Here is a 26,051-nt window from a genome sequence, read left to right as displayed (position 1 = left end):
AGCCGTCACAGCGGTATCGCCAGGCGCGAAGGTCGCGGCCAGCACCGCATGGGGAGATGCAGTCATCCCATCGTGCCTACCACACTTCTCACTGACTTGGGGTAAATCCAAGGGCAGGACTACGAGCTACTCATCGTGACAGACTTGAATCACTCGCCGGGACCCGTCGCGAGTGAAGGAGGCCCCATGACCACGGCCAAGGCCGCATCAAGCCCGGAGGAGAGGACCTATACAGAATCGGATCTCGTTCCCGTGCTGGAGACACTTTTCTCCTGGCGTGACGGCGATTTCCGGCGTCGGGTCCCTCACGCGCCCCCCGGCATCCTCAGTGAAGTGCGTCTGTTGCTGAACGAAGTGGCCGATCGCCGCGAACATCTCGCGAACGAGCTGGCAAGAGTTCGCAAGGAAGTCGTCAAGGAAGGGCGCTTCGGGGAGCGGCTGACGCCCGGCCCCGGTGTCGGGGCCTGGTCGGAGAGCGTCGAGTCGGTCAACATGCTGATCGACGCCCTGGTCAGCCCGGTCAGCGGCGCGGCCGACGTGATCGACGCGGTGGCCAAGGGCGACCTGTCGCGGCGCATCGACCTCGACCGGTCGGCCCGCGGCGAGGTGCGCCGCCTGGGCAAGGCCATCAACGGCATGGTCGACCAGCTCGCCCTGTTCAACTCCGAGGTCACCCGGGTCGCCCGCGAGGCGGGCACCGAGGGCAGGCTGGGCGGCAGCGCCAACCTGCGCGGCATGTCGGGCAGCTGGCGCGACCTCACCGAGGCCGTCAACACGATGTCCTCGCGCGTGGCCGCGCAGGTCCGCGACATCGCCGTGGTCACCACCGCGGTCGCCAAGGGCGACCTGAGCCGCAAGGTCACGGTCGACGCCGTGGGCGAGATGTTCGAGCTGAAGAACACCGTCAACACGATGGTCGACCAGCTCTCGGGCTTCGCCGAGGAGGTCACCCGCGTGGCCCGCGAGGTCGGCACCGAGGGCCAGCTCGGCGGCCAGGCGCAGGTCACCGGCGTGTCGGGCGTCTGGAAAGACCTCACCGACAACGTCAACTTCATGGCCAACAACCTGACCTCGCAGGTGCGCTCGATCGCGACCGTGGCGACGGCGGTCGCACAGGGCAACCTGTCGAAGAAGATCACGGTCGACGCCGAGGGCGAGATCCTGCAGCTCAAGGACACCCTCAACACGATGGTCGACCAGCTCTCGTCCTTCGCCGACGAGGTCACCCGCGTCGCCCGCGAGGTCGGCACGGAGGGCAAGCTCGGCGGGCGCGCCGAGGTGAAGGGCGTGTCGGGCGTCTGGAAGGACCTCACCGACAACGTCAACTCGATGGCCAACAACCTGACCTACCAGGTGCGCAACATCGCCCAGGTGACCACGGCCGTGGCCAACGGCGACCTGACCCGCAAGATCGACGTCGACGCCCAGGGCGAGATCCTCGAACTCAAGTCGACCATGAACACGATGGTCGAGCAGCTGTCCTCGTTCGCCTCCGAGGTCACCCGTGTGGCCCGCGAGGTGGGCACCGAGGGGCAGCTCGGCGGCCAGGCTCAGGTGCGCGGCGTGTCCGGGGTCTGGAAGGACCTCACCGACAACGTCAACTCGATGGCCAACAACCTGACCTCGCAGGTGCGCCAGATCGCGGCCGTGTCGTCCGCGGTGGCGCAGGGCAACCTGTCGAGGAAGATCACCGTTGACGCGCAGGGCGAGATCCTGCAGCTCAAGGACACCCTCAACACGATGGTCGACCAGCTCTCGTCGTTCGCCGACGAGGTCACCCGCGTGGCCCGCGAGGTGGGCACGCAGGGGCAGCTCGGCGGCCAGGCGCGGGTGCAGGGCGTGTCGGGCGTCTGGAAGGACCTCACCGACAACGTCAACTTCATGGCGAACAACCTGACCTACCAGGTGCGCAACATCGCCGAGGTCACCACGGCCGTGGCCAACGGCGACCTGACCCGCAAGATCGACGTCGACGCCCAGGGCGAGATCCTGGCGCTGAAGACCACCATCAACCGGATGGTCGACCAGCTGTCCTCCTTCGCCTCCGAGGTCACCCGTGTGGCCCGCGAGGTGGGTTCGGAGGGCCAGCTCGGCGGCCAGGCCCGGGTCGAGGGCGTCGAGGGCACCTGGAAGCGGCTCACCGAGAGCGTCAACGAACTGGCCGGCAACCTGACCACGCAGGTGCGTGCCATCGCGACCGTGACCAGCGCCGTGGCCCGGGGCGACCTGACCCGTTCGATCGCCGTCGAGGCGCAGGGCGAGCTGGCGGAGCTGAAGGACAACATCAACTCGATGGTGGCCAACCTCCGCGAGACCACCCAGGCCAACCAGGAGCAGGACTGGCTCAAGTCCAACCTGGCCCGCATCTCCCGGCTCATGCAGGGCCACCGCGACCTGTTCGAGGTGGCCAAGCTGACGATGAGCGAGCTGACGCCGCTGGTCTCGGCCCGCTACGGCGCCTTCTACGGCATCGACCCCGAGGGCGACCACGAGCTGACGCTGATCGGCGGCTACGGCGTGCGTCCCGACCGGGGGCCGCGCCGGCGGTTCGCGATCGGCGAGGGCATCGTCGGCCAGGCCGCGGCCGAGGGCAGGCACATCATCCTCGACGACGTGCCGCCGCAGTTCATCACCATCGACAGCGGGCTCAGCCAGTCCACGCCCGCCCAGATCGTGGTGCTGCCGATCCTGTTCGAGAACCGCGTGCTCGGCGTGCTGGAGCTGGCCTCCTTCACCCCGTTCGGCGAGGTGCACCTCGACTTCCTGACGCAGCTCGTCGAGACCATCGGCGTCACGATGAACACGATCATCGCCAACTCCCGCACCGAAGACCTGCTGACCGAGTCCCAGCGGCTCACCCGTGAGCTCCAGGAGCGCTCCGACGAGCTCCAGCGGCAGCAGGAGGAGCTGCGCAGGTCCAACGCCGAGCTGGAGGACAAGGCGGCGCTGCTGGCCAAGCAGAACCGCGCGATCGAGATCCAGAACTTCCAGATCGAGCAGGCCCGCCGCACGCTGGAGGAGCGCGCCGAGCAGCTCGCCGTCTCCTCGCGGTACAAGTCCGAGTTCCTCGCGAACATGTCCCACGAGCTGCGTACGCCGCTCAACAGCCTGCTGGTGCTGGCCAAGCTGCTGACCGAGAACGCCGAGGGCAACCTGACCTCCCAGCAGGTCGAGTTCGCCCGGACGATCCACAGCGCGGGGTCGTCGCTGCTCCAGCTCATCAACGACATGCTCGACCTGTCGAAGGTCGAGGCCGGCCGGATGGACATCCATCCGATCCAGGTGTCGTTGCCCAAGATGGTCGACCTGCTGGAGGCGGCCTTCGCGCCGCTGGCCCAGGACAAGGGGCTGTCGTTCGGCGTGGAGGTGGCCTCCGACGTGCCGAGCGAGCTGCGGGCCGACGAGCAGCGCCTGCAACAGGTGCTGCGCAACCTGCTGTCCAACGCGGTGAAGTTCACCCCGAAGGGCGAGGTCAAGCTGCGGGTCGCGGCGGCGCCGCGGGGCGTCGACTTCGACGACGACACCCTCCACGACGCCACCGACCTGCTGGCGTTCCAGGTGATCGACACCGGCATCGGCATCGCGCCCGACAAGCGCGAGGTCATCTTCGAGGCGTTCAGGCAGGCCGACGGCACCACCAGCCGCAAGTACGGCGGCACCGGTCTCGGCCTGGCCATCTGCCGCGACATAGCGCGACTGCTCGGCGGCGAGATCCACGTCGACAGCGAGCTGGGCAAGGGCAGCACGTTCACCCTCTACCTGCCCGCCTCCTACACCGGCCCGCTGGCCGCCACCGACGGCAGCACGGCCCCGCGCCGGCAGCTCATGACCTCGCCCGCCGAGGAGCAGGCCGCCGCCGCGACCATGCCCGAGCCGCCCATGCCGCTCGACATGCCGATGCCCGAGCTGGTCGAGGCGCCGGTGGAGACGCCCGCCCAGTGGCAGGGCGACGACCCGCTCAACGGCGCCAAGATCCTCATCGTCGACGACGACATCCGCAACGTGTTCGCCCTCACCAGCGTGCTGGAACGGCACGGATCGACGGTCGTCTACGCTGAGAACGGCCGTGAGGGGATCGAACAGCTCGAACGGAACGAGGACGTCGCGCTCGTACTGATGGACATCATGATGCCGGAGATGGACGGCTGGGCCACGACCTCGGCCATCCGGCGCATGCCGCAGTTCGCCGATCTGCCGATCATCGCGCTGACCGCCAAGGTCATGCGAGGTGATCGCGAGAAGAGCATCGCCTCGGGCGCGTCCGACTATGTGCCCAAACCGGTCGACGTGGACCGCCTGCTCGAACGGCTGCGCGGCTGGCTCAGCCGTGGGCGAGGAGCCACGAACGACTCGTCGCCCTCAACCGCCGAAGGGTCGTGATCGATGCCTGACCGTGCCAAGATCCTCCTGGTCGACGACCGCGAGGAGAACCTGATCGCCCTGGAGGCGATCCTCAGCTCGCTCGACCTGGTGCCCGTACGCGCCAGGTCCGGCGAGGAAGCGCTCAAGGCGCTGCTCAACACCGAGTTCGCGCTGATCCTGCTCGATGTCCGGATGCCGGGCATGGACGGGTTCGAGACGGCCGCCCACATCAAGCGGCGGGAGCGGACCAGGAACATCCCGATCATCTTCCTGACCGTGGTCGACAGCGCTCCCGACTACGCCTTCCGCGGCTACGCGGCCGGGGCGGTCGACTATCTCACCAAGCCGTTCGACCCGTGGGTGCTGCGGGCGAAGGTGTCGGTGTTCACCGAGCTCTACAACATGAACAAGCGACTGGCCGAGCAGGCGTCGTTGCTCCGGGAGCGGCTGACCGCCGAGTTGCCGCCGGGAGCGGGTGACCACGCCTCGGTCCTGCCGGAGTTGTCCCGGCGGCTCACCGCCGCGGAGGACGAGCTGGCCCGGGTACGGGAGCTGGCCCGCAAGTCGCAGGATCCGGCGCTCGCCGTCCCGCTGGGCGACCTGGCCGACCGGCTCACCCACCTGCGCGCGGGCTTCGACGCGCTCTCCTGACGCCGTCCCACCGGACGCCCGGGCCGCCACCTACGGCGCCCGGGCGTGGCGGTCAGTGGCGGGCGCGTTCGAGGGCGTCCCAGAAGCCGCGGCGCAGGGCGTGGCGAACCTCGTCGTGCAGGAGGAAGTCGATCGGCAGCGAGGAGCCCTGCAGCAGGCGGGCCTCCAGGTCGGAGGGCATGCGGGGCTTGCGGGCGAGCACGGCCTCCAGCCACAGCGCGGGCGCGTCGCGGGCCACGGACTCGCCGAAGTCGTGCCCCTCGCGGTGGGCGGCCTTGACGGCGTCGGCCAGCGTGGTGGCCCCGGCGGTCGCCGCGGACGGCGGCGAGACCGGGGCGGCCTGCGGCCCGGTGTAGGGCCCGAGCTGCGACGGCTGGTACGCGCCCCCCGACGACGGCGTGGCGAACTGCCCGGTGCTGGGCGAGGCGGACTGCGGCTGCTGCAACGGCCCGGTCGCCGGCGCGGCGGACGGCGGGATGGACGGCGGCTGCTCCTGGTACCCCGAGTAGGACGGCAGCACCGGCGGCGTGGACGCCTGCCCCCGCCCGGCCGACGACGCGGGCCCGTTGGCGGACGGCTGCCCGGCGGAGGGCGCCGCGTGGCTCCCGGAGGGCGGACTGGCCGCGTGGCTGCCCGAGGACGACGAGCCCGGTGGCAGCGAGGCCGTCGGGGACGGCGGCGCCGAGGCCGGCGGGGCGGGCGGCAGCGAGTGCGCGGCGTGCCCGTTGCTGAGCGGCTGGTGGTGACCGTTGGAGGACTCGGTGACGCCGCTCACCATGGTGACGTAGGGCCGCAGGTGGACACCGCCCAGCTCGACCAGGTCGTCGCACTCCTGCCGAAGCGACCGGGACACGGCCCACCCGCCGTCGGCCGCGATGTGGATGACGGTGACCCTGATGCCGAGGTCTTGGGCGTCGCACACCACCTGGGCGAGGTCTTCGTCGCCGCTGACGACGACGGCGTCGCAGATGGCGTTGTTGCGGGCCAGGGTCATGAGGTCGCGATGGACCTGGGCGTCGACGCCTTCGCGGCGGCCCGGCCGGATGCGCGAGAGCCTGAGCTTGAGGCCCGGGATGTCGGCCAGCGCGTCGTGTTCCGGGGTGCGGCGGCCCTCGACGGTCGCCTCGTACCAGTAGCACCGCAGCAGCGGCAGGCCCGTGCGCTCGCGCGACAGGTTGGTCATCAGCTGGAGGAGCCCGGGATAGTCCCAGGCGACGGCTTCGCGATGGCGAGTGCCGTGCACGGCCATCGCTCCGTCTGCCAGCAGATAGCCGGCGTCCACGAACAGCGCGCAGCGATCCACTGACACCGCCCCTTTCCTGGTGGTCCGACCTTGCTGGCTCTGCACCGTCAGAGACCGGACTCGGCGGCCCTCTCTCAGGGTAATGAAAGCAGGTGATCGCGCGAGGGTGAATCCCGACGATTCGACCGCGGGTCGCCGTCCGACCGGAGGTTTTAGGCAGACCGTACCAGTTTGTCCTGTTCATGGTCATGAGCGCGCCCTGACGCTCAGTGCGGCCACGCCGAACAGCACGACGTCCCGGTCGGCCACGATCGTCAGCCCCGGGTCGCGGCCCAGCTCGGCGTCGACCGTGTCGACGTCGACGCCGAAGGTCATCCCCGTGGCGCCGTTGGAGGAGCCGTCGAAGACGTTGGCGCGGTCGCGGTCGCCGCCCGCCGGGGTGATCGCGCCGGTGCCGAGCGAGACCTTGTCGCCCCCGAGGTCGGCGTCGCCCTCCCAGGTCACCAGCTCGGCCCTGGCGGGCGCGGCGGCCGGGCTCAGGCCGCCGAGCGGCATGCGCACCTTCCTGACCGGACCGCCGATCACGGTCGCCGTGTCGAGCACCACGGCCTGGCTGTACGGCTGCCGCGGCCCGGACACGATCACCACCAGGCTCCACCCGGCGTGGCTGGAGGCCCCCTCCGCCATCGGCGGGTCGGCCGCCCACCACAGGCCGCTCGGCCGCGCCTGCCCGGCCAGCGCGGTGACGTCGGCGAACGCCTGGTAGGCCGGGCCGAGCGGCATGTCGAGGGTCGTGACGTGGTCGGGCCGGACCGACACGTACGTGCGCCGCCCAGGCGCCCTGACCTTGACCGGCCCCGCCGCCGCGCCGCTCGCCGACCAGTAGAGGCCCGCCCACACGACCCGGCCGTCCTTGGGCAGGGTGAGCCGGGCCGCGCTGGAGGCGGTGGTGGCCGGGCTGGCGTCCTGGTCGAGCGCGGTCATCGGCCACAGGTCGTTGTCGCGCTGGTCGCCCTGGCGGCGCCTGGCCTCGGCACAGCCGTCGTGCTCCTCGGGGCAGGTGAGCAGCGTGTTGCCGATCGCCCTGACGGCGACCCTGCCCTCGGTGGCGAACCTGGCCGACGCCCCCGCCGTGCGCACGCCCTGCTCGGCCCGCGCCTTGACGTGCAGGCCGGCCGCGTCGACGCGCACGGCGGGCCCGGCGCCCTCCGGCGCCTGCTCCGACACCAGCACGCGCAGGAACAGCGCCGTGCCCTGCCCGGCGGCGAGCGGCTGCCTGGCGCACCGCGCGCCCTGACCGGCCTGCCGGCAGGACCAGCCGTCGACCGTGCCCACGGGATCGAGCAGCGCCACCCCCTGGCCGCGCCGGGCGGACGGGAGGAGCGTCACGCCGGGCGGCAGCTCGACGGTCGCGGCCAGCTCGCCGCTCGGGCCGTCGCCGTCGTTGCGCAGGCGCATGCCGACGATGCCGGGCTGGGCGCGTACGAGGGCGCCGAGCGCGCCGATCGTGGCCCGCAGCCGCGGCCTGCCCGACGGTTCCTCCGGCGGCGGCGGCACGCGCGCGGGCGGCTCGCTCGGCACGGGCAGCGGCACCGGCCGCACCGACGCCGGAGGCCGCTGGGCCACGGGCGCGGGCGGCGGCACCGGCTGCCTGACCGCCGGCGACTCCCCGGACACCAGCACGAACGCCGCCACCGCCGCGGACGCGACCGCCACGCCGCCCGCCACCACGACCTGCTGCCGCGAGGGCGTCCGCCGCAGCAGCCCGAACAGCCGCAGCAGCCAGCCCGTGCCTCCGCCGGCCGCGCCCACCTTGGCCAGCGCCGCCGCGTAACCGCCGAACACCGGCCCGGCGATCAACGGGCCGACGATGACGCGCAGGCCGCGGTTGACGTCGGTCAGTTCGAGCAGCACGCCGTGGCATTCCTCGCAGCCGTTCACGTGGTCGTCGACCGCCCGCGAGTCGCGCCTGGCCAGGCCGCCCCTGACGTAGGCGCCCATCTTGCCGAGCACCGGACGGCACTCGTGCTGCGGCGCCGCGCGCAGATGCATCTGCAGGTACGCCTGCCGCAGCCCCTCGCGCGCCCGGTAGGCCAGCGCCGCCACCCCGTTGGCCGACAGCCCGAGCAGCGGCGCGACCTCGGCGGGCTTGCACTTCTCCACCTCGGTGTGCCAGAGCACCGCCCGCCAGCGCTCGGGCAGCGACAGGAACGCGCGGGAGATCATCGACCGTTCGAGGCCGACGAGCGCGGGATCGGCGAAGGGCACGCCCGGGTCGTACCGCTCGATCTCGCCGGTGGTCACCTGGCGGCTCTCGACCCGGCCGCGGTCGTAGACGGTGCGGCGCACGACGGTCAGCAGGTACGTGCGGAACCCCGATTCGGGCCCGCCGCCCCTGCCGACCAGGTCGAGGATCTTCGTGAACGACTCGGCCACGACGTCCTCGACCTCGGACTCGCCCCTGACCAACTGCCTGGCCAGCGCGCGGGCCGCGGCCACGTGACGCTCGTAGAGCCGTCCGTACGCGGTCGCGTCTCCGGCCCTGACCTCCTTCAGAAGGTCGGCATCGCTACGCGGCGATTCCACACTCATTGTGACCTCACGATTACGGTGGGTTGCCCCGCGCAATCATTCCGCATTCTCCGTCATGACTAAACCGCATGGCCGTCTTTACCTCTGAGGACCTAGGGGAGGCACGCATGGGCGAGGACGTGCGGACGCGCTGGCGCGGCCGGAGCACGGCGGAGGGATGGTCGCTGGCCGACGACTGGTGGGCTCCGGCCGTGGAGTACGCGATCAAGGCCGCGACGCGCGGCGGCGACCTGCCGCGCGCCTGCGAGGAGCTGGGCGCGGCGCGCGCGGAGGCGGGCGTGGGGATCACCGAGGGGCTGAACGACCTGGCGGCGCTGTTCGCCGTCACCGACCGGGGCGAGCCGTCGTTCCCCCTGGTACGGGCGTACGCGGCGGGGTGGGCCGAGCAGAGCTTCGCGCCCATGAACGACCTGCGGTGCGAGGACCCGCTGACCGGGCTGGCCACGGTGGGCTACCTGCGTACCAGGCTGGGCGAGCTCTACCGGGGGGCGGCCGCGGGCGGGCACCTGCTGGTGGTGGCCGAGCCGTACGGGCCGATCGGCGAGCCGGCCGAGCGGCTGGCGGCGGCGCTCAACCTGGCGACGGCGCTGCGCAAGGTGTTCACCGGCGGCGAGACGCTGGCGCTGCTCGCGCCCGTCCGCGTGGGCGCGGTGACCACTGAGGACGAGCGGCTGCCCGACCGGCTCGCCCGCCTGCGCACCACCGACATCCTCTACGGCCGCCACCCCCGCGTCCGCGCGCGCCGGCTCCCCCGCGCGCACGCGCAGGCCCTCGCTCTCATCAGGACGCTGACCCTGGGACCCTAAGCTTGGGCGCATGACAGACCGCGACAACCTGCTGGCCGAGATCAAGCGCAAGGCCGTCGTCCACGGCAAGGTCACGCTCTCCTCGGGCAAGGAGGCCGACTTCTACCTCGACCTGCGACGCATCACGCTCGACGGGGTGGCCGCGCCGCTCGTCGGCAAGGTGATGCTCGACCTGACCGACGATCTCGACTTCGACGCCGTGGGCGGGCTCACGATGGGGGCCGACCCGGTGGCCTGCGCGATGCTGCACGCGGCGGCGGCGCGCGGGCGCACGCTCGACGCGTTCGTGGTGCGCAAGGCGCAGAAGTCGCACGGCATGCAGCGCCGCATCGAGGGGCCCGAGGTGAAGGGGCGCCGGGTGCTGGCCGTGGAGGACACCTCGACGACCGGCGGCTCGCCGCTGACCGCCGTCGAGGCGCTGCGGGAGGCGGGCGCCGAGGTGGTGGCCGTGGCCACGATCGTCGACCGGGGCGCGGGCGCGCGGATGGCGGAGGAGGGGCTCGACTACCGCACCGCCTTCACCCTCCAGGACCTCGGACTGTGACGGCCTCCCTCGCGCCCTGCTCACCCGGGGCGCGAGGGACGGTCGACGGCGGGATCAGTGCTGAGGGTCGGTGCTGGAGGGCACGCGGTGGTGCTTGCCGTTGGGCAGGGGCATCCGCTTGCGCTCGCGGCGCTTCTTGACGACCTCGATGATGATCGGGATCAGCGAGATGAAGACGATGATGAACACGCCCGGCAGGATGTACTTGTCGATCTGCTTGGGGTCGACCTTGCTGCCGAGGAAGTAGCCGAGCAGCACCAGGCCCTCGACCCAGACCACGCCGCCGATGACGTTCCACAGGAAGAAACGCCTGGCGGGCATCTCCAGCACGCCGGCCACCGGGTTCATGAACGTGCGGACGATCGGCACGAACCGCGCCAGCACCACCGCCCTGGCCGGCCCGAACTTCTGGAAGAACTCCTCGGCCCGCATCACGTGTTCGCGTTTGAACAGCCGGGAGTCCGGCCTGTCGAACATCTTCCTGCCGAACCTGGCCCCCAGGAAGTGGCCGAGCTGGGCGCCCGCGATGGCGCACAGCGGTGTGCCGATCACCAGGACGGGGAAGGAGATCGGCGGCGCCTCGCCCACGACCAGCGACGCGGAACTGAAGATCCCCGCCGCCACCAGCAGCGAGTCGCCCGGCAGGAAGAAGCCGAGCAGCAGACCCGTCTCGGCGAAGATGATGGCCAGCACGCCGATGGTGGCGAAGGCGCCGAGGATGGTGAGCCACCACGTCGGGTCGAGGAGATTCCAGAGCCAGTCCACCCCGTGAGCCTACCTGGAGCCGAGCGAATCGGATGTGGCCATCCGGCTCGCGTTGTCACTACCAGTTGAGGTGGGGAGCCGGGATACTGGGCAGGCGCGAAGCCGTACTTCTCAGGGAGATGACTCATGCCCATCGCGACTCCAGAGGTCTACGCCGAAATGCTCGACCGTGCCAAGGCGGGCGGGTTCGCCTATCCGGCGATCAACGTGACCTCTTCTCAGACCTTGAACGCCGCCCTGCGCGGGTTCGCCGAGGCCGAGAGCGACGGCATCGTGCAGGTGTCGACCGGCGGCGCCGAGTTCCTCTCCGGCACGACGGTCAAGGACATGGTGACGGGCGCGACCGCCCTGGCCGAGTACGCGCGGGTCGTCGCCGCCAAGTACCCGGTCACGGTGGCGCTGCACACCGACCACTGTCCCAAGGACAAGCTCGACGGCTACATGCGGCCGCTGATCGACATCTCGCTGGAGCGGGTGTCCAAGGGCCTCGACCCGCTCTTCCAGTCGCACATGTGGGACGGCTCGGCCGTACCGCTGGAGGAGAACCTGGAGATCGCCAAGGAGCTCCTGGACAAGTGCGCCCGCGCCCGGATCATCATGGAGATGGAGATCGGCGTGGTCGGCGGCGAGGAGGACGGCGTCGTCGGCGAGATCAACGAGAAGCTCTACACCACCGCCGAGGACGCGCTGGCCACGGCCGAGGCCGTCGGCGTCGGCGACCGGGGCCGCTACATGCTGGCCGCCACGTTCGGCAACGTGCACGGCGTCTACAAGCCGGGCCACGTGAAGCTGCGGCCGAGCGTGCTGAAGGAGATCCAGGACGCGGTCGGCGCCAAGTACGGCAAGGACAAGCCGTTCGACCTGGTCTTCCACGGCGGCTCCGGCTCGCTGCTGGAGGAGATCCACGAGGCCATCTCCTACGGCGTCGTGAAGATGAACGTCGACACCGACACCCAGTACGCCTTCACCCGGCCGATCGCCGACCACATGTTCCGCAACTACGACGGCGTCCTGAAGGTCGATGGCGAGGTCGGCAACAAGAAGGCGTACGACCCGCGCGCCTACGGCAAGAGCGCCGAAACCGGCATGGCGGCCCGCGTGGCGGAGGCCTGCCACAACCTCAAGAGCAGTGGGACGAAGATCTCCTAGCCACTTGGGCGGCACGGCGGGTATGACTTGTCCTATGGATAACCTTCTCGCCGGGCCGCCCCCGACTCACCTGCCGGACCTGCCCGAGGCCAGGGAGGCGCTCGAATCAGGGGCCAAGGCCGCCGACGTGGCCGCCCGCTTCCCGGCCCACCCGGCGGCCTGGGCCGCGCTCGCGGAGGAATACTTCGCGCAGGGCCACGCCGTCACCTCCTACGCCTTCGCCCGCACGGGCTACCATCGCGGCCTCGACCAGCTGCGCAGGAGCGGCTGGAAGGGCCACGGTCCCATCCCTTGGGAGCACGAGCCCAACCGCGGCTTCCTGCGCTGCCTCTACGCCCTGTCCAGGGCCGCGCAGTCCATCGGCGAGAAGGACGAGGCCGAGCGTTGCCTGCAGTTCCTCAAGGACAGCACCGACACCGGATATGAGGCGCTGGCCAAGGGTTAGCACCCCATTGGGGGCACGCGCCTTGGGACGAATAGGCAGACTCGGGTAGTCTCTCTACGCAAGAGCCCCTGTCGCACTTGCGCCAGGGGTTTCGTTTTGTGCTCGGGAGACTGAACAATGCCGGCTGCCGTTCTCGTTGGGGCCCAGTGGGGCGATGAAGGCAAGGGCAAGGCCACCGACCTGCTCGGTGGCGACGTCGACTACGTCGTCCGTTATCAGGGTGGCAACAACGCGGGACACACCGTCGTCATCGGTGACCAGAAATACGCTCTGCATCTCCTGCCGACAGGGATCCTGTCGCCGGACGTCGTACCGGTGATCGGCAACGGTGTGGTGATCGACCCGGGGGTGCTGCTGAGCGAGATCGACGGGCTGGCCGCGCGGGGCATCTCCGCCGAGCGCCTGCTGATCTCGTCCAACGCGCACCTGATCATGCCGCACCACAAGGCGCTGGACAAGGTCACCGAGCGCTATCTGGGCAAGGCCAAGATCGGCACCACCGGACGCGGCATCGGCCCCGCGTACGGCGACAAGATCGCCCGGATGGGCGTGCGGGTCCAGGACCTGCTCGACCCGGGCATCCTGGCCAAGAAGATCGAGGTCGCGCTGACCGAGAAGAACCAGGTGCTGACCAAGGTCTACAACCGGCGCGGCATCGACCCGGCCGCCGTGCTGGAGGAGTACCTGGCCTACGCCGAACGGCTCAAGCCGCACATCGCCGACACCTCGCTCGTGCTCTCCAAGGCGCTGGACGAGGGCAAGTTCGTGCTGCTGGAGGGTGGTCAGGGCACGCTGCTCGACATCGACCACGGCACGTACCCGTTCGTCACCTCCTCCTCGCCGACGTCCGGGGGCGCGTGCGCCGGGGCGGGCATCCCGCCGAACCGGCTCACGAAGATCATCGGCATTCTGAAGGCGTACACGACCCGCGTGGGCTCGGGGCCCTTCCCGACGGAGCTGACCGACGAGACGGGCGAGTGGCTGCGCCAGACGGGCGGCGAGTACGGCGTCACCACCGGCCGCAACCGGCGCTGCGGCTGGTTCGACGCGGTGATCGCCCGCTACGCGACCCGGATCAACGGCATCACCGACTACTTCCTCACCAAGCTCGACATCCTGTCGGGGCTGGAGAGCATCCCGGTGTGCGTGGCGTACGAGGTCGACGGCGTCCGGCACGACGAGATCCCGATGACCCAGACCGACTTCCACCACGCGGTCCCGGTCTACGAGGAGCTGCCGGGCTGGAAGGAGGACATCTCCAACGCCAAGTCGTTCGACGACCTGCCGCCGAACGCGCAGGCGTACGTGCGGACGCTGGAGGAGATGAGCGGGGCGCCCATCTCGGCGATCGGCGTCGGCCCGGGCCGGGACCAGACCGTCGTGGTCCGCTCGCTGGTCTGAGGCTGACGTAAGGGGGACGGCGTTGCTGTCCCCCTATCGTCGAGGGTTAACAGTTTTTGTATTGCCATACGCTTGATCGCGGGAAGGGCGCGGTGTACCGTCAAGGTACAGCGAATGCCCTCTGAGGCGGCAGCTCGTACAACTGCGATCGCAGAAAAAGCCGTGCCCCGGGCGGCATGCGGAGCAGAGGCGGACCCGGGGCGTACGAGCTACAGCATACCCCGAGGTGCCGCTATGAGTCAGCCGTGCTCTGGAGGGTTTCGCCATGCGTACTGACGTGCCTGGGTGGATCGAGCGAACGATCTCCGAGCCACGCTTCGCGCCGTACCTTGCCGCGTTCAGCGGAGACAGTTCGCCTGCTTGGAATCTGTACCAGTGGAACGTCGAAGTGTCCGAAGCGTTCTACCAGCCGTTGCATTGGTTGGAGATCAGCCTGCGGAACGCCGAGCATCGTGAACTGTGCGAGAGGTTCGGGCGAGCCGACTGGTGGCACGTGGCTCCGTTGCAGGAGCATGACGCCGACAAGGTGCTCAGGGTGGAGAACGAGTTGCACCGCAGGAACAACCGTCGCCCCGGCGCGGACAACGTGGTCGCCGAGTTGTCGTTCGGCTTCTGGGTGTCGCTGTTGGGACGTCGGTATGACCGCCACTTGTGGGTGCCCGCTCTCCACCGCGCCTTCCCGCACTACAAGGGGGCCAGGGAGCCGCTGCGTGACAACCTCCAGGCCATGCTGCTCCTGCGTAACCGGATCATGCATCACGAGCCCGTGCACCACCGGCATCTGGCTGCCGATCATGCCAAGATCTATCGCCTGCTCGGCCACGTCGAACCGAAGCTCGTCACATGGCTCCAAACCATCGACCGCCTGCCCGGCGTGCTGGCCCGCCGTCCGGAAGGCGCGCGGTGACGGCCGCACCCGACGGTTACGTGTCGCGGCCCGACATTGCTCGGCTCGCCCAGGTGAAGCGGCCGGCGGTGAGCAACTGGGAACGCCGTCACAAGGGGTTCCCCCAACCGGAGCGCATCGGCGGCGAGGACTACTTCCCTGTCGACTCGATCGCGTCCTGGCTCGACCACCGGCCGATCGCGGTCAATCGACTGCTGCCTGACGAACAGTTGGGAACCACCTTCGGCCAGCGCTTCCGGAGAAACCTTGCGGCGCCGAAGCCGGGTGGCACCGTGGATGCCCCACCCGCGCTGCCGGCCGCCGCTTCTCTGGTGACCCCCGAGGAGGACTTGTGGAGGGACCTGGAGCGCTTGCGCGGCGTCCATGACGTGGGCTCTTACCGAAATCTGGTACTTGGCCTGATTTACGCGCGGGAACGCGACGGGGCCGGCTGGACAGATGCATCTGGTGACAGAGGACGCGAGTCGGCGTGGGCCACCGACGCCCTGCGAAAGCTGGCATGGGAGATGGACGGCATGCTGCCCGACCTCAAGCGCGGGCACAGGATGCTCGCCGAAGTCGCCGGCATCGTTGACAGGGCGGTCCGTACGATGGGCGCCGCCGAGGCCTTTCGCGTCTTCATGGATCGCTTCGCACTATGGGAAGGCAAGCGTGGCGGCGAATTTCACACACCACGCTCTGTGGCGCGTGTCTTGGTCGACGTCACCGCAGCCGAGGCGCCGGCACAGGTCTATGACCCGAGCTGTGGATCCGGAGAGCTGCTTCTCGCGGCCGTCGAGCGCGCGCAGGAGACGGATCCCGAACAACAGTTGACGGTCCGTGGCGACACGCTCCAGCGGGACAGCCTGCCCCTGGCCCGGATGAACATGGAACTGCACGGCGTCGACGCCCGACTCGGCATCCAGACCCTGGAGGCGCTGTGCGACCCGCGGCCTCCTCATGAGCGCTTTTCCCACATCATCACAAACCCTCCCTTCAACGTCAGAAACTGGTGCGAAGACGATCCGGCGTACCGGCGGCCATGGCGCTATGGCCCCCCTCCACGCGGAAACGCGAATTTCGCCTGGTTGCAGTATGTGCTGGAACGCCTGTCGCCCGGCGGGAGAGCCGCGGTTCTCATGGTGCCCGGCACCGCCTTCTCCGAGAACCCGCGCGAGCGCGCGATTCGCAAGGCTCTCGTGAACGACGGCATGGTGGAAGCACTCATAGCCCTGCCTCCACGACTCTTCCCCACAACGGGCATCGGCGCCACCGTCTGGGTGCTGGGCCGGGAGGAAAGGCCGCGACAGGAGGTTCTGTTCGTGGACGCGACGGCGATGGGGCGGCTCTCCCGCCGCAATCAACGTGAGCTGTCGAACGAGGATCACGAAGCGATCGCCGGCGTCCTCGCCGACTGGCGCGCGGAGAGGGCGCCGCGGCGCGAGGTGCCGCCCTCTTCGGCAGAGACCATCGAGGAGCTGGGGCGACAGAACTACAACCTCAATCCCAGCAGGTACGTCAGACCAAAGCTTCCAAGCCGTTCGGAGCACGGAGGGCAGGACGTCGAGACACTGCTCCGAGAACTGGACCAGTTGCATGTGGCAGCGGCGAAGGCGGACGCCGAAGCCGACCAGGCGTTGAAGAGACTCACATGGTGAGCGCGTTGATCGGTGAGTTGCCCGCCGGCTGGACCGAGACCAATCTCGCCGAGATCTGCGAACTCACGGCCGGTGCCGCGCTGCAGGAGAGCCCTGACGGGCGCACTACCGTGATCAAACCCAAGAATCTCGTCGGCGGCCGCATCACTGGAACCTTCGATCACGTGAGCGACGAGGAAAGCGGAAGGCTGGCCCGCTACCAGCTCAAGCCCGGAGACATTGCCTGTGTGCGAACCGGCGCGATCGGCCGACACGCGTCGGCGACCTCGGAGCATGAGGGCTCGGTGTTCGGCACCGGCATCATCAGGATCCGTCCCAGTGGCGACGTGGACGCGCGCTACCTCGACTCCTACCTGAGCCATCCGGCTGTTCTGGACTGGTTGGAGCGCAACGCGGTACGCAGCCCCATTCCCAATGTCAGCACCGGCGTCCTCGGCACCCTGCCTGTCGCGCTCGCCCCCTTCGAGGTCCAGAGGTCGATCGGCCGCACCCTCCACGTCCTGAACGAGAAGGTGGCGGCCCACGAACGGATCGCCAGGACCACCGCAGCTCTTCGGGACGCGACGATTCCGCTGTTGTTCTCCGGAACGGTCACGATCGCGGCCGAAGAGGAAAGTCCTCTCAGGTGAGGACGGCGGCGGTCATCGGGGTGTGCAGGGTCCAGCCGAGGGTTTCGTAGAGGGCCTGGCCCGCGGCGGTGGCGACCAGGACGCCGGTGCGGGCGCCACGGGACACGGCGGCGGCGGCGACCGCGTTCATGACGACCGTGCCGAGGCCGCGGCGCCGGTGCTCGGCGGCCGTCTCCACCTGGTCGACCACGGCGGCGCGGCCCGCGACGGCGAACTGGCCGCGCGCCGCCACCTCGCCCGCCGCCGTGAGCAGCCGGGCCACGGTCACCCCGGCCCTGGTGGTGATGGCCAGGGTGTAGCCCGCGGGGGCCTTCGGGGTGATGCGGGGCAGGGAAGCGGTGGTCATCATGTACTCCTGCTCCTGCACGGACCACTCCGGGGGCAGCGAGGGAGTGACCGACTCGGCCGGGGCGCAGAGCTTGAGCCAGGTGCCGGGGACGGTGAGCGTGCCGGTCAGGTGGGCCAGGATCTCCGGGGTCGGGGTGGCGACGATGTGCCGCGCCACGTGGCCGGGGAGGCCGACGTCCACTCTGAGGCCCCACGGTTCGGGGACGGGCCGCGGTGCGCTGCGGGAGATCGCCCAGCCGTCCACCCATGCCCGGACTGTTGCGGAATGGGCGTGTTTGAGAACCTCCGTCATGGGTTCCAGCTTATTGCAAGGTAGTTGCATTTATCATGTAATAAGCGGCCGGAGGGGCCGCTTGGCGGTCTTCAGCCTTCGACCAGGGCGTAGCAGGATAAAAAGGACACGGCGTGGCACTGCCTCAGCGGGGCTCGCGCCGGGTAGTGTCCCCGGTGTGCGCGTTGAGATTCATGGTCACCGGGGAGCGCGGGGCCTGTGGCCGGAGAACACCCTGCCAGGGCTGAGCCGCACGATGGAGCTCGGCGTCCATGCGCTTGAGCTCGACGTCGCCCTCACCGCCGATCGCCGCCTCGTGCTCACGCACGACCTCACCGTGTCGGCCGTCACCAGTGCCGACCGCCGGCCGCTGCGGCAGGGCGATCCGCTCTTCCCGTACGTGGGCAAGCCGATCAACGCGCTCAGCCTCGCCCAGCTGCGTACGCTCGACGTGGGCGTACGCCTGCCGCGCCACCTCGACGACCCGTTCGCGCTCACCCAGGTCGCCATGCCGGAGACCAGGATGCCCACGCTCGGCGCGGTGCTCGGGCTGGTCAACGCCTACGAGGCCGAGCACGTACGGCTGCACGTCGAGCTGAAGTCCGACCCCACCAGGCCGGAGCTGACGGCCGACCCCGAGATGTTCACCGAGCTGGTGGTGGAGGAGCTCGACCGGCACGGCAGGCTGGGCAACGCCGCCGTCCTCAGCTTCGACTGGCGCGTCATCGGGCACGCGGCCCGGCTCGCCCCGGCGACCAGGCGGTTCGCGCTGATCGAGCTCGACACGCTCCACTGGCACGAGGGCGGGCTGGGCGACGACGTCCCCGCCGCCGCCCGCGAGGCCGGCGCCACCACGCTCTCGCCCGAGCACGTGATGGTCGACGAGAAGCTGATGGCCCAGGCGGCCGCGGCGGACCTCGACGTGGCGGTCTGGACGGTCAACGACCAGGCCCTGGCCGGGCGGATGATCGACCTCGGCGTGGCCGGGATCGTGACCGACTATCCCGACCGCATGCGGGAGGTGTGGCGCGAGCGTGGCCTTGAGCTGCCGGAGGGGGTTCGGCCGCTCAAGCCCGTGAGCGTCTGAGCGCGGCTCGGAGCCGGCCGTCACGGCGGAAGCCGCTCGGAGTCGACCGTCGCGGCGGAAGCCGCTTCAGAGCCAGCCGTTGCGGCGGAAGCCGCGGTGCAGCAGCACGCAGGCAGTGATCATGACGGCCAGCACCGCCGGATAGCCCCAGACCTGCTTGGTCTCGGGCATGAAGTCGAAGTTCATGCCGTAGATGCCGGCGATCATCGTCGGCACGGCCAGGATGGCGACCCACGAAGAGATCTTGCGCATGTCCTCGTTGGCCAGGGCGTTCGAGCGGGCCAGCGCGGCCTGAAGGATCGAGCTGCACAGTTCGTTGGAGGCCTCGACCTGCTCGCAGACGCGTGACAGGTGGTCGCCGACGTCGCGGAAGTACTCGCGCATCTCCGAGGGGATGACGCGGCGCTGCGGCAGCGCCGACAGCGGCGACTGCAACGGGGTGACGGCCCGCTTCATCTCCAGCATCTCCCGCTTGAGCTGGTAGATCCGGTTGATGTCGCGGGAGCTGACGTCGGCGAAGACGGTCGCCTCGACCTCTTCGAGCTCCAGCTGCATCAGGTCGGCCACCTGGAGGTACTGGTCGACGACGTGGTCGGCGATGGCGTGCAGCACGCCGGCCGGGCCGCGGTTCATCAGCTTGGGCTTGTCCTCAAGGCGCTCGCGGACCAGGGTGAGCGGGCAGTGCTCGCCGTGGCGCACGGTCACCACGAAGTCGACCCCGAGGAACACCATGATCTCGCCGGTCGCGATGATCTCGCTGTTGGCGGTCAGCTCGTCGTGGTCGAGGTAGGCGACCGTCTTCAGGACCATGAACAGCGACTCGCCGTAGCGCTCGACCTTGGGACGCTGGTGGGCCTTGACCGCGTCCTCGACGGCCAGGGGGTGCAGGCCGAAGACCTCCGACAGCCACTCCACCTCGGGCGCCTCGGGCTCGTGCAGGCCGACCCAGACGAACGCGTTCGCGCCGTCGGCCTTGTTGTTGTGCTCGCGTACGAGTTCGAGGGACTCGACGATGCCCGGGGCACAGACCTTCTTGCCCTGGATGTAGGCGCCGAATTCGACGATGGAGTCGACAGGGGGCACGCAGACCTCACGCGCCGGCTTGGCCGACGGACGTGCGACGTGCGGCTGAACAGGGTGACGGTTGATGCGACGGAAAAGCGTGGACGAGCGCATGGCAGTCCCTTTCCGCCCGACCTGGCACGCTCCACGCGCGATGAAAAGTCACCTCAATCGACACAAATGCGTGGAGGCACGATCAGGCTGCCGGATTGGAGTGGTCGGGGGTAACTGGGGCGTACGTGGGAGAGCACGTACTGCTGGGATCACCAGGATTCATCCCGGACCACCTCCAATCACAAGAGACGCCGCAAAGCCGCCTTAACCTACCACAGGCGGGTGAACCCAAACGACGATACTCGCCGGAGGGCTCTGGGATCAGGTAGAACCACACAAAGATGCGGACTTGTTCCGGCATCAGCGGTGCCCGCGAAGTCCCCGGGACGTGCCCGAGACCCGCGCCGGGCGGAGCGGCGGGGCCTGCGACAATGGGGCACGTGCGCGTTCTAGTCATTGGTTCCGGAGGGCGTGAGCACGCCCTGTGCCGTTCGCTCAAACTCGATCCCCAGGTCAGCGAGCTCCACTGTGCTCCCGGTAACGCGGGCATCGAAGGCGTCGCGACCGTTCATCCCGTCGATCCCGTCGATCCCGCGCAGGTGGCCGGGCTGGCCGCGCGACTGGGGGCCGACCTCGTCGTGGTCGGGCCGGAGGCGCCGCTCGTCGCGGGCGTGGCCGACGCCGTGCGCGAGGCCGGCATCGCCTGCTTCGGGCCGACCCGCGAGGCGGCCATGCTCGAAGGCTCCAAGGCGTTCGCCAAGGAGATCATGAAGGCCGCCGACGTGCCGACCGCCCGGGCGCGCACGTGCGAGACCGAGGCCGAGGCCGCCGCGGCGCTCGACGAGTTCGGCGCGCCCTACGTCGTCAAGGACGACGGTCTGGCGGCGGGCAAGGGCGTGGTCGTCACGCGCGACCGCGACCAGGCGCTGGAGCACGCGCGGGCCTGCGAGCGGGTGGTGATCGAGGAGTTCCTCGACGGGCCCGAGGTGTCGCTGTTCGCGCTCTGCGACGGCAGCACGGCGGTGCCGCTCCAGCTCGCCCAGGACTTCAAGCGGGCCTACGACGGCGACGAGGGGCCCAACACCGGCGGCATGGGCGCGTACACGCCGCTTCCCTGGGCTCCGGAAGGGCTCACCGAGCAGGTCATGCGCGAGGTCGTGCATCCGACGATCGCCGAGCTGGGGCGGCGCGGGCTGCCGTACCAGGGGGTGCTCTACGTGGGGCTGGCCCTGACCTCGAAGGGGCCGAAGGTGGTCGAGTTCAACGCCCGCTTCGGCGACCCCGAGACGCAGGTGCTGCTCGACCGGCTGGAGACGCCGCTCGGCGGGCTGCTGATGGCGTGCGCGACCGGCGAGCTCGGCCTCGACCCGGTGTTCAAGGACGGCTCGGCGGTGACCGTGGTGATCGCGGCGGAGAACTACCCCGACGCGCCGGTGAAGGGCGACGTGATCACCGGCCTGGCCGAGACCGAGCACGCGTACGTGATCCACGCCGGCACCACGCGCGGCCCCGGCGGCGAGGTCGTCTCCAACGGCGGCCGCGTGCTGACCGTCGTCGGCAGCGGCCCCGACCAGGAGAGCGCCCGCCGCAACGCCTACGACCTCGTTGATCGCGTCGAGCTGCGCGGCTCGCACCACAGGACGGACATCGCCCGATGAAGCACCTGCACTCCGGCAAGGTACGCGACCTCTACGAGACCGACGAGGGCCTGCTGCTGATGGTCGCCTCCGACCGGATCTCGGCCTTCGACTACGTGCTGGAGCCGGACATCCCCGACAAGGGCGCCATCCTCACGCAGATGTCGCTGTGGTGGTTCGACCAGCTCAAGGACGTCGTGCCCAACCACATCGTGTCCAGGGGCGAGGAGGCGCGCAGCGTGGTGTGCAAGCCGCTGCGCATGGTCCAGGTGGAGTGCGTGGCCCGGGGCTACCTGACCGGCGGCGGCCTGTCGGAGTACCGCGCGACCGGCACGGTGTCCGGGGTGCCGCTGCCCGCCGGGCTGGAGGACGGTTCCCGGCTGCCGGAGCCGATCTTCACCCCCTCGTCCAAGGCCCCGCAGGGGGAGCACGACGAGCCGATCTCCTTCGAGCAGGTGGTCGCCGAGGTCGGCGCGGAGACCGCCGAGGAGCTGCGGCGCATCACCATCGACGTCTACACGCGCGGCGCGGAGATCGCCCGTGAGCGCGGCATCATCCTGGCCGACACCAAGATCGAGCTGGGCTGGGACGCCGACGGCGTGCTGACGCTGGGCGACGAGGTGCTGACGCCGGACTCGTCGCGGTTCTGGCCGGCCGACGAGTGGAAGCCGGGCCGGGCGCAACCTTCTTTCGATAAGCAATATGTACGTGATTGGCTGCTCTCGCCCGAATCTGGATGGGACAAATCCTCCGGAAACCCCCCGCCTCGACTTCCCGACCATGTTGTCGAGCGCACCAGGCAGCGATACCTGGAAGCGTATGAGCGCATCACGGGGGCTTCCTTTAGCGGATGATTCGGCTGGGCCACCTGGTGTTAGCGACTACTGTTGGCCCGATCGAGCCTCACCGTTGATTTCAAGGAGCCGCACGAATGGTCCGTTACCGCGTGCGCGGTGGCAACGCACTGCGTGGAACCGCGTTCATCCAGGGCGCGAAGAACGCCGTGCTTCCCATGATCGGCGCGGCTCTGCTGGCCGCCAAGGGCCGTACGGTGCTGCGGAACGTGCCGATCATCGAGGACGTCCGGCGTGCCATCGAGCTGGCCGAGGCGATCGGCGCGTACGTGGAGCTGCACGAGTCCGAGCGCACGCTGGTCATCGACGCCTCCAGGCTGAGCAGCCCGGTGCTGCCCGCCGAGATCGCGCGCCGGTTCCGCGGCTCCGTGCTGTTCACCCCGGCGCTGCTCCACCGGCTGGGCGAGGCGATCGTCGAGGGCGTCGGCGGCTGCAACCTCGGCAGCCGCAACCTCGACTTCCACTACCTGGGCTACAAGCGGCTCGGCGCGGTCGTCGACGAGGGCGAGACCGTCATCCACGTCAAGGCCAGCGGCCTGACCGGCGCGACGCTCTACCTCGACACCCCCTCCCACACCGGCACCGAGAACCTGATCATGGCCGCTGCCCTGGCCAAGGGCACGACGGTGATCGAGAACGCGGCCCTTGAGCCCGAAGTGCTCGACGTCATCGACATGCTCACCAAGATGGGCGCGCGCATCAGCGGCGGCGGCACCGGGTTCATCACCGTCGAGGGCGTGGAGGAGCTGCACGCCGTCGAGCACACCGTGATGCCCGACCGGCTCGACGCGGGCGTGTTCGCGATGGCCGCGGCGATCACCGGCGGCGAGCTGAGCCTCGTGGGCACCGGCCTCGACCTGGGCGTCGTCCGCTACAAGCTGGAGCAGATGGGCGTCGACTTCGCCCGGCAGGGCGCGGTGCTGCACGTGCGGTGCGACCGCCCGCTGCGGCCCATCAACATCATCACCGACACCTACCCGGGGTTCGCGACCGACCTGCAGTCGCCGATGATGACCGTGGCCGCCCTGGCCGACGGCACCAGCTACATCCACGAGCGCATCTTCGACGGCCGCTTCGCCCTGGCCGGCGAGCTCAACAAGATGGGCGCCGACGTCGAGGTCGACGGCAGCCGGGCCGTCGTACGCGGCCGCACGCCGCTCACCGGCGCGCAAGTCACGGCGCACGATCTGCGCTCCGGTATCGCGCTCGTGCTCGCCGGTCTGGCGGCCGAAGGAGAGACCGTCATCGAGTCGGGATACCTCATCGATCGCGGCCACGCACATCTCGCGTCGCGAATGCGCGCGCTCGGCGCGGACATTACACGAGAGATTTCTGAGCGCTAAAAAAGATGAGAAAAACCGCGTTGAGCTGCTGAGACTTCTTGTCGGGCGGTCAACCAGAACGACTTTCCGGAAAAGTCGGGCGTGACATTACGGCCCCCGCGAGCGATCGTTCCAAAAGAGAGCACTGCAACGGACGGCAGGATGGGACGAACATTGGTCGAGAGGGCCGAAGAAACTCCCCGAGTGTCACGCCCGGGCGCCATGACACCGGACCTCACCATCGGCGTGGTCGGACCCCACGACCTGGTCGAGCGAGTCATGCTGATGGGTCACGCCGCGGCACCGCTGCCGTGTCGCCTGGTCGCGGCCGCGTACCGCGACGAACAGGAGGCGCCCGACAAGGTGACGCGGCTCGGTCCCGGTGTCGACGCATGTCTGTTCGCCAGCCCGGTCCCTTATGACCTGGCCAGGCGATCAGGCGTGCTGACGATGCCCGCGACCTACGTGCAACTTGGTGGAGCGGCATTGGTGGCGGCGCTGGCCAAGGCGGCGCTGGACACCCGGATGGACCCGCAACGGGTCAGCGTGGACGTGGTCAGCAGGGCGGACGTCGAGGAGGCGTACACCGACCTCGGCATACCGGCCACGGACGTGCACAGCCGCGACGAGCCCGGCGCCACGGGCACGATCGCGGCCTACCACGAACGGCTGGCCCGCCAGGGCGCCACCTCGGGAGCACTGACGTGCCTGCCCGCGGTGGCCGAACGCCTGCATGCCGCAGGCATACCGGTCATCAGGATCAGGCCGACCTCGGCGGCGGTCCGGACGGCGCTGCACACCGCGGCGCTGCTCGGGGCGCATCACCGGCTGGAGGAGTCACAGCTCACCGTGGTGCTGGTGGAGGTGCCGACGCTGCGCGAGCCCGTGCGGCGCGCGGCGCCACGCTACTGGCGCGACGAGCTGCGGCTGTCGCTGCACCGGCTGCTGGTCCAGGAGGCGAACCGGATCAACGCGACCGTCTGGCCGATCGACGATCACAGTTACCTGGTCACCGCGACCAGGGGCTCGATCGCCGCGGCCACCGACGGGTTCAGGGTGTTGCCCTTCGCGGCCAGGATCCGGGACGAGCTGGGGCTGGCGGTCGAGGTGGGCGTCGGGATGGGGCGTACGACACACGACGCGGAGTCGCACGCGCGGGCCGCGCTGGCCCGCACCCAGGCGGGCAAGCAGGCCCAGGGGTTCGCGGTGGACCGCGAGGGCCGGGCCCTCATCCCGGCCCCTCGGATGCCACCCACCGGGTCGAACGCGCTCAAACCGAAGGGCGTGGAGGTACTGGCCAGGCTGGCGGCCAAGCTCGAAGGCGGCGACACGGTGGTCGACGCTGAGGGCGCGGGCAAGATGCTCGGGGTGACGCCACGCACGGCTCGGCGGTTGCTGCGCACGCTGGTTGACGAGGGACTCGCGTGGCCGCTACCGCCGAACCGCACCCCGCAGCCGGGGCGTCCGCGTCAGCTCTACCGGCTCATCGTGGAGAAGCTCGGACCGCGGTGACCGTACGGGGCCCGTCGCCCCCTTTCCGGGGCGACGGGTGCCGAATTCTTGACCTCGGGAGTCAAAGGTACAGACAATCCTGTTGACTCTTGGGGACTTATTGGTTGACCCGAGTAGATCCGGGTATGTTCACAACGCCCCCGATCGACAGGATTCGGACGGGGGCGCCAAACTTTCCCCTCCCCTTCACGCGGAATACGTCCGCAAGGGGCTGTGGGCCACCTGGCGGGGCTGATCAGCCGACCGACATGTCTGGATATAGCCGGTCGTTTCGGCTGGACTGGGGGCGCCTTCAGCAGGCGCACGCGATCCCGGACACCGGCGCCGTCAGCGCGTCGATCGGCCGCCGCGTGACGCCGGACGCGGTCTCGACCGGAAAACCCTCTCTGGCCCAGTACTCGAAGCCGCCGAGCATCTCCTTGACCGCGTACCCGAGCCTGGCGAACTCCAGGGCGGCCCGTGTGGCGCCGTTGCAGCCGGGGCCCCAGCAGTAGGTGACGACGGTGACGTCCTCGGGGATCAGCGCGGCGGCCCCCATGGCGATCTCCGCCGTGGGCAGGTGCATCGCCCCCTGGATGTGCCCCTGGTCCCAGCTCTCCCGGCTGCGGGAGTCGACGACCACCACGCCCGGCGTGCCGGCGGCCAGGTCGGCGGCCACGTCCGAGACGTCGGTCTCGAAGGACAGGCGGGCGGCGAAGTGGGCGAGGGCGGCGGCGTTGGGGGCGGCCGGGGTGGAGGTGACGGCTGACATCTACGACATATCCCTTCATTGC

21 protein-coding genes are annotated in these 26,051 nt (G+C 69.8%); 15 read left to right on the top strand and 6 right to left on the bottom strand.

Translation table 11 applies throughout. The features are described 5' to 3' along the window. Positions 1-186 precede the first annotated feature (186 nt). Entirely contained in the window at positions 187-4,380 is a 4,194-nt protein-coding gene (locus tag ACIA8R_RS03475; RefSeq protein WP_357692793.1) for a HAMP domain-containing protein, read from the top strand. A 3-nt stretch (positions 4,381-4,383) separates the two neighbouring features. Continuing rightward, a complete protein-coding gene (locus ACIA8R_RS03470; RefSeq protein ID WP_357692795.1) occupies positions 4,384-5,013 on the top strand; it encodes a response regulator in 630 nt (209 codons plus the stop codon). A gap of 52 nt (positions 5,014-5,065) precedes the next feature. Here ACIA8R_RS03470 and ACIA8R_RS03465 read toward each other — a convergent pair whose 3' ends face one another. Both ACIA8R_RS03465 and ACIA8R_RS03460 read right to left on the bottom strand, forming a co-directional pair. Then, positions 5,066-6,316 carry an NYN domain-containing protein gene (locus ACIA8R_RS03465; protein WP_357693539.1) on the bottom strand — a complete coding sequence of 417 codons (1,251 nt, stop codon included), beginning with the start codon at positions 6,314-6,316 and terminating at the stop codon, positions 5,066-5,068. Between the two features lie 186 nt (positions 6,317-6,502). After that, a complete protein-coding gene (locus ACIA8R_RS03460; RefSeq protein WP_397036301.1) occupies positions 6,503-8,842 on the bottom strand; it encodes a sigma-70 family RNA polymerase sigma factor in 2,340 nt (779 codons plus the stop codon). 113 nt (positions 8,843-8,955) lie between these two features. On the opposite strand from ACIA8R_RS03460, the gene ACIA8R_RS03455 reads away from it, so the two are divergent. Further along, on the top strand, positions 8,956-9,654 hold the full coding sequence (locus ACIA8R_RS03455; protein ID WP_397036299.1) for a hypothetical protein: 699 nt from the start codon (positions 8,956-8,958) through the stop codon (positions 9,652-9,654). 10 nt (positions 9,655-9,664) lie between these two features. Continuing rightward, positions 9,665-10,198, top strand: a complete 534-nt coding sequence (pyrE, locus tag ACIA8R_RS03450; protein ID WP_352357535.1) for an orotate phosphoribosyltransferase — start codon at positions 9,665-9,667, stop codon at positions 10,196-10,198. 54 nt (positions 10,199-10,252) lie between these two features. Here the strand turns inward: pyrE and ACIA8R_RS03445 are convergent, their stop codons facing one another. After that, entirely contained in the window at positions 10,253-10,963 is a 711-nt protein-coding gene (locus tag ACIA8R_RS03445) for a DedA family protein (protein WP_357692803.1), read from the bottom strand. A gap of 126 nt (positions 10,964-11,089) precedes the next feature. On the opposite strand from ACIA8R_RS03445, the gene fbaA reads away from it, so the two are divergent. The 6 genes from fbaA to ACIA8R_RS03415 all read left to right on the top strand — a co-directional run bounded on the left by fbaA (position 11,090) and on the right by ACIA8R_RS03415 (position 17,131). Continuing rightward, positions 11,090-12,112 (top strand): class II fructose-bisphosphate aldolase, encoded by a 1,023-nt coding sequence (fbaA, locus tag ACIA8R_RS03440; protein ID WP_352357541.1) that lies wholly within the window; start codon positions 11,090-11,092, stop codon positions 12,110-12,112. Between the two features lie 34 nt (positions 12,113-12,146). After that, positions 12,147-12,557 (top strand): DUF3151 domain-containing protein, encoded by a 411-nt coding sequence (locus ACIA8R_RS03435; protein ID WP_364083010.1) that lies wholly within the window; start codon positions 12,147-12,149, stop codon positions 12,555-12,557. A 117-nt stretch (positions 12,558-12,674) separates the two neighbouring features. Continuing rightward, complete coding sequence (locus ACIA8R_RS03430; protein ID WP_357692806.1) at positions 12,675-13,958, top strand: adenylosuccinate synthase; 1,284 nt, start codon at positions 12,675-12,677, stop codon at positions 13,956-13,958. Positions 13,959-14,223: 265 nt separating this feature from the next. Further along, positions 14,224-14,865 (top strand): hypothetical protein, encoded by a 642-nt coding sequence (locus tag ACIA8R_RS03425; protein WP_397036296.1) that lies wholly within the window; start codon positions 14,224-14,226, stop codon positions 14,863-14,865. Then, complete coding sequence (locus tag ACIA8R_RS03420; protein ID WP_397036294.1) at positions 14,862-16,502, top strand: N-6 DNA methylase; 1,641 nt, start codon at positions 14,862-14,864, stop codon at positions 16,500-16,502. Before ACIA8R_RS03425 ends, ACIA8R_RS03420 begins: the two co-directional genes overlap by 4 nt. After that, the gene (locus ACIA8R_RS03415; RefSeq protein ID WP_397036292.1) at positions 16,496-17,131 is read left to right on the top strand and encodes a restriction endonuclease subunit S; all 636 of its coding nucleotides are present in this window, start codon (positions 16,496-16,498) and stop codon (positions 17,129-17,131) included. The genes ACIA8R_RS03420 and ACIA8R_RS03415 overlap by 7 nt, the downstream gene beginning before the upstream one ends. Here the strand turns inward: ACIA8R_RS03415 and ACIA8R_RS03410 are convergent. After that, positions 17,124-17,771 carry a GNAT family N-acetyltransferase gene (locus ACIA8R_RS03410; RefSeq protein ID WP_397036290.1) on the bottom strand — a complete coding sequence of 216 codons (648 nt, stop codon included), beginning with the start codon at positions 17,769-17,771 and terminating at the stop codon, positions 17,124-17,126. The genes ACIA8R_RS03415 and ACIA8R_RS03410 overlap by 8 nt on opposite strands. A 157-nt stretch (positions 17,772-17,928) precedes the next feature. On the opposite strand from ACIA8R_RS03410, the gene ACIA8R_RS03405 reads away from it, so the two are divergent. Beyond that, positions 17,929-18,837, top strand: coding sequence for a glycerophosphodiester phosphodiesterase family protein (locus tag ACIA8R_RS03405; RefSeq protein WP_397036288.1), 909 nt, complete (start codon positions 17,929-17,931; stop codon positions 18,835-18,837). Between the two features lie 66 nt (positions 18,838-18,903). Here the strand turns inward: ACIA8R_RS03405 and corA are convergent, their stop codons facing one another. Then, a complete protein-coding gene (gene corA / locus ACIA8R_RS03400; protein ID WP_357692817.1) occupies positions 18,904-19,920 on the bottom strand; it encodes a magnesium/cobalt transporter CorA in 1,017 nt (338 codons plus the stop codon). Positions 19,921-20,393: 473 nt separating this feature from the next. On the opposite strand from corA, the gene purD reads away from it, so the two are divergent. The 4 genes from purD (at position 20,394) to ACIA8R_RS03380 (ending at position 25,278) form a co-directional block, all read left to right on the top strand. Continuing rightward, positions 20,394-21,611: a phosphoribosylamine--glycine ligase gene (gene purD / locus ACIA8R_RS03395; RefSeq protein ID WP_364083027.1), complete on the top strand. Its 1,218-nt coding sequence runs from the start codon at positions 20,394-20,396 to the stop codon at positions 21,609-21,611. Beyond that, entirely contained in the window at positions 21,608-22,444 is an 837-nt protein-coding gene (locus tag ACIA8R_RS03390) for a phosphoribosylaminoimidazolesuccinocarboxamide synthase (RefSeq protein WP_364083030.1), read from the top strand. The genes purD and ACIA8R_RS03390 overlap by 4 nt, the downstream gene beginning before the upstream one ends. A gap of 77 nt (positions 22,445-22,521) precedes the next feature. Beyond that, positions 22,522-23,787, top strand: coding sequence for a UDP-N-acetylglucosamine 1-carboxyvinyltransferase (gene murA, locus ACIA8R_RS03385; RefSeq protein ID WP_357692823.1), 1,266 nt, complete (start codon positions 22,522-22,524; stop codon positions 23,785-23,787). A 201-nt stretch (positions 23,788-23,988) separates the two neighbouring features. Next, complete coding sequence (locus ACIA8R_RS03380; RefSeq protein WP_397036285.1) at positions 23,989-25,278, top strand: GTP cyclohydrolase IIa; 1,290 nt, start codon at positions 23,989-23,991, stop codon at positions 25,276-25,278. Between the two features lie 292 nt (positions 25,279-25,570). On the opposite strand, the gene ACIA8R_RS03375 is transcribed toward ACIA8R_RS03380, so the two are convergent. Next, positions 25,571-26,029, bottom strand: coding sequence for a rhodanese-like domain-containing protein (locus ACIA8R_RS03375; RefSeq protein ID WP_397036283.1), 459 nt, complete (start codon positions 26,027-26,029; stop codon positions 25,571-25,573). Between the last annotated feature and the right edge of the window lie 22 nt (positions 26,030-26,051).

The sequence above is a fragment of the Nonomuraea sp. NPDC051191 genome (assembly GCF_044455665.1).
GTDB lineage: Bacteria > Actinomycetota > Actinomycetes > Streptosporangiales > Streptosporangiaceae > Nonomuraea.
Note: the sequence above shows the minus strand (reverse complement) of the source record. Positions and strands in the feature narration are given on the sequence as shown.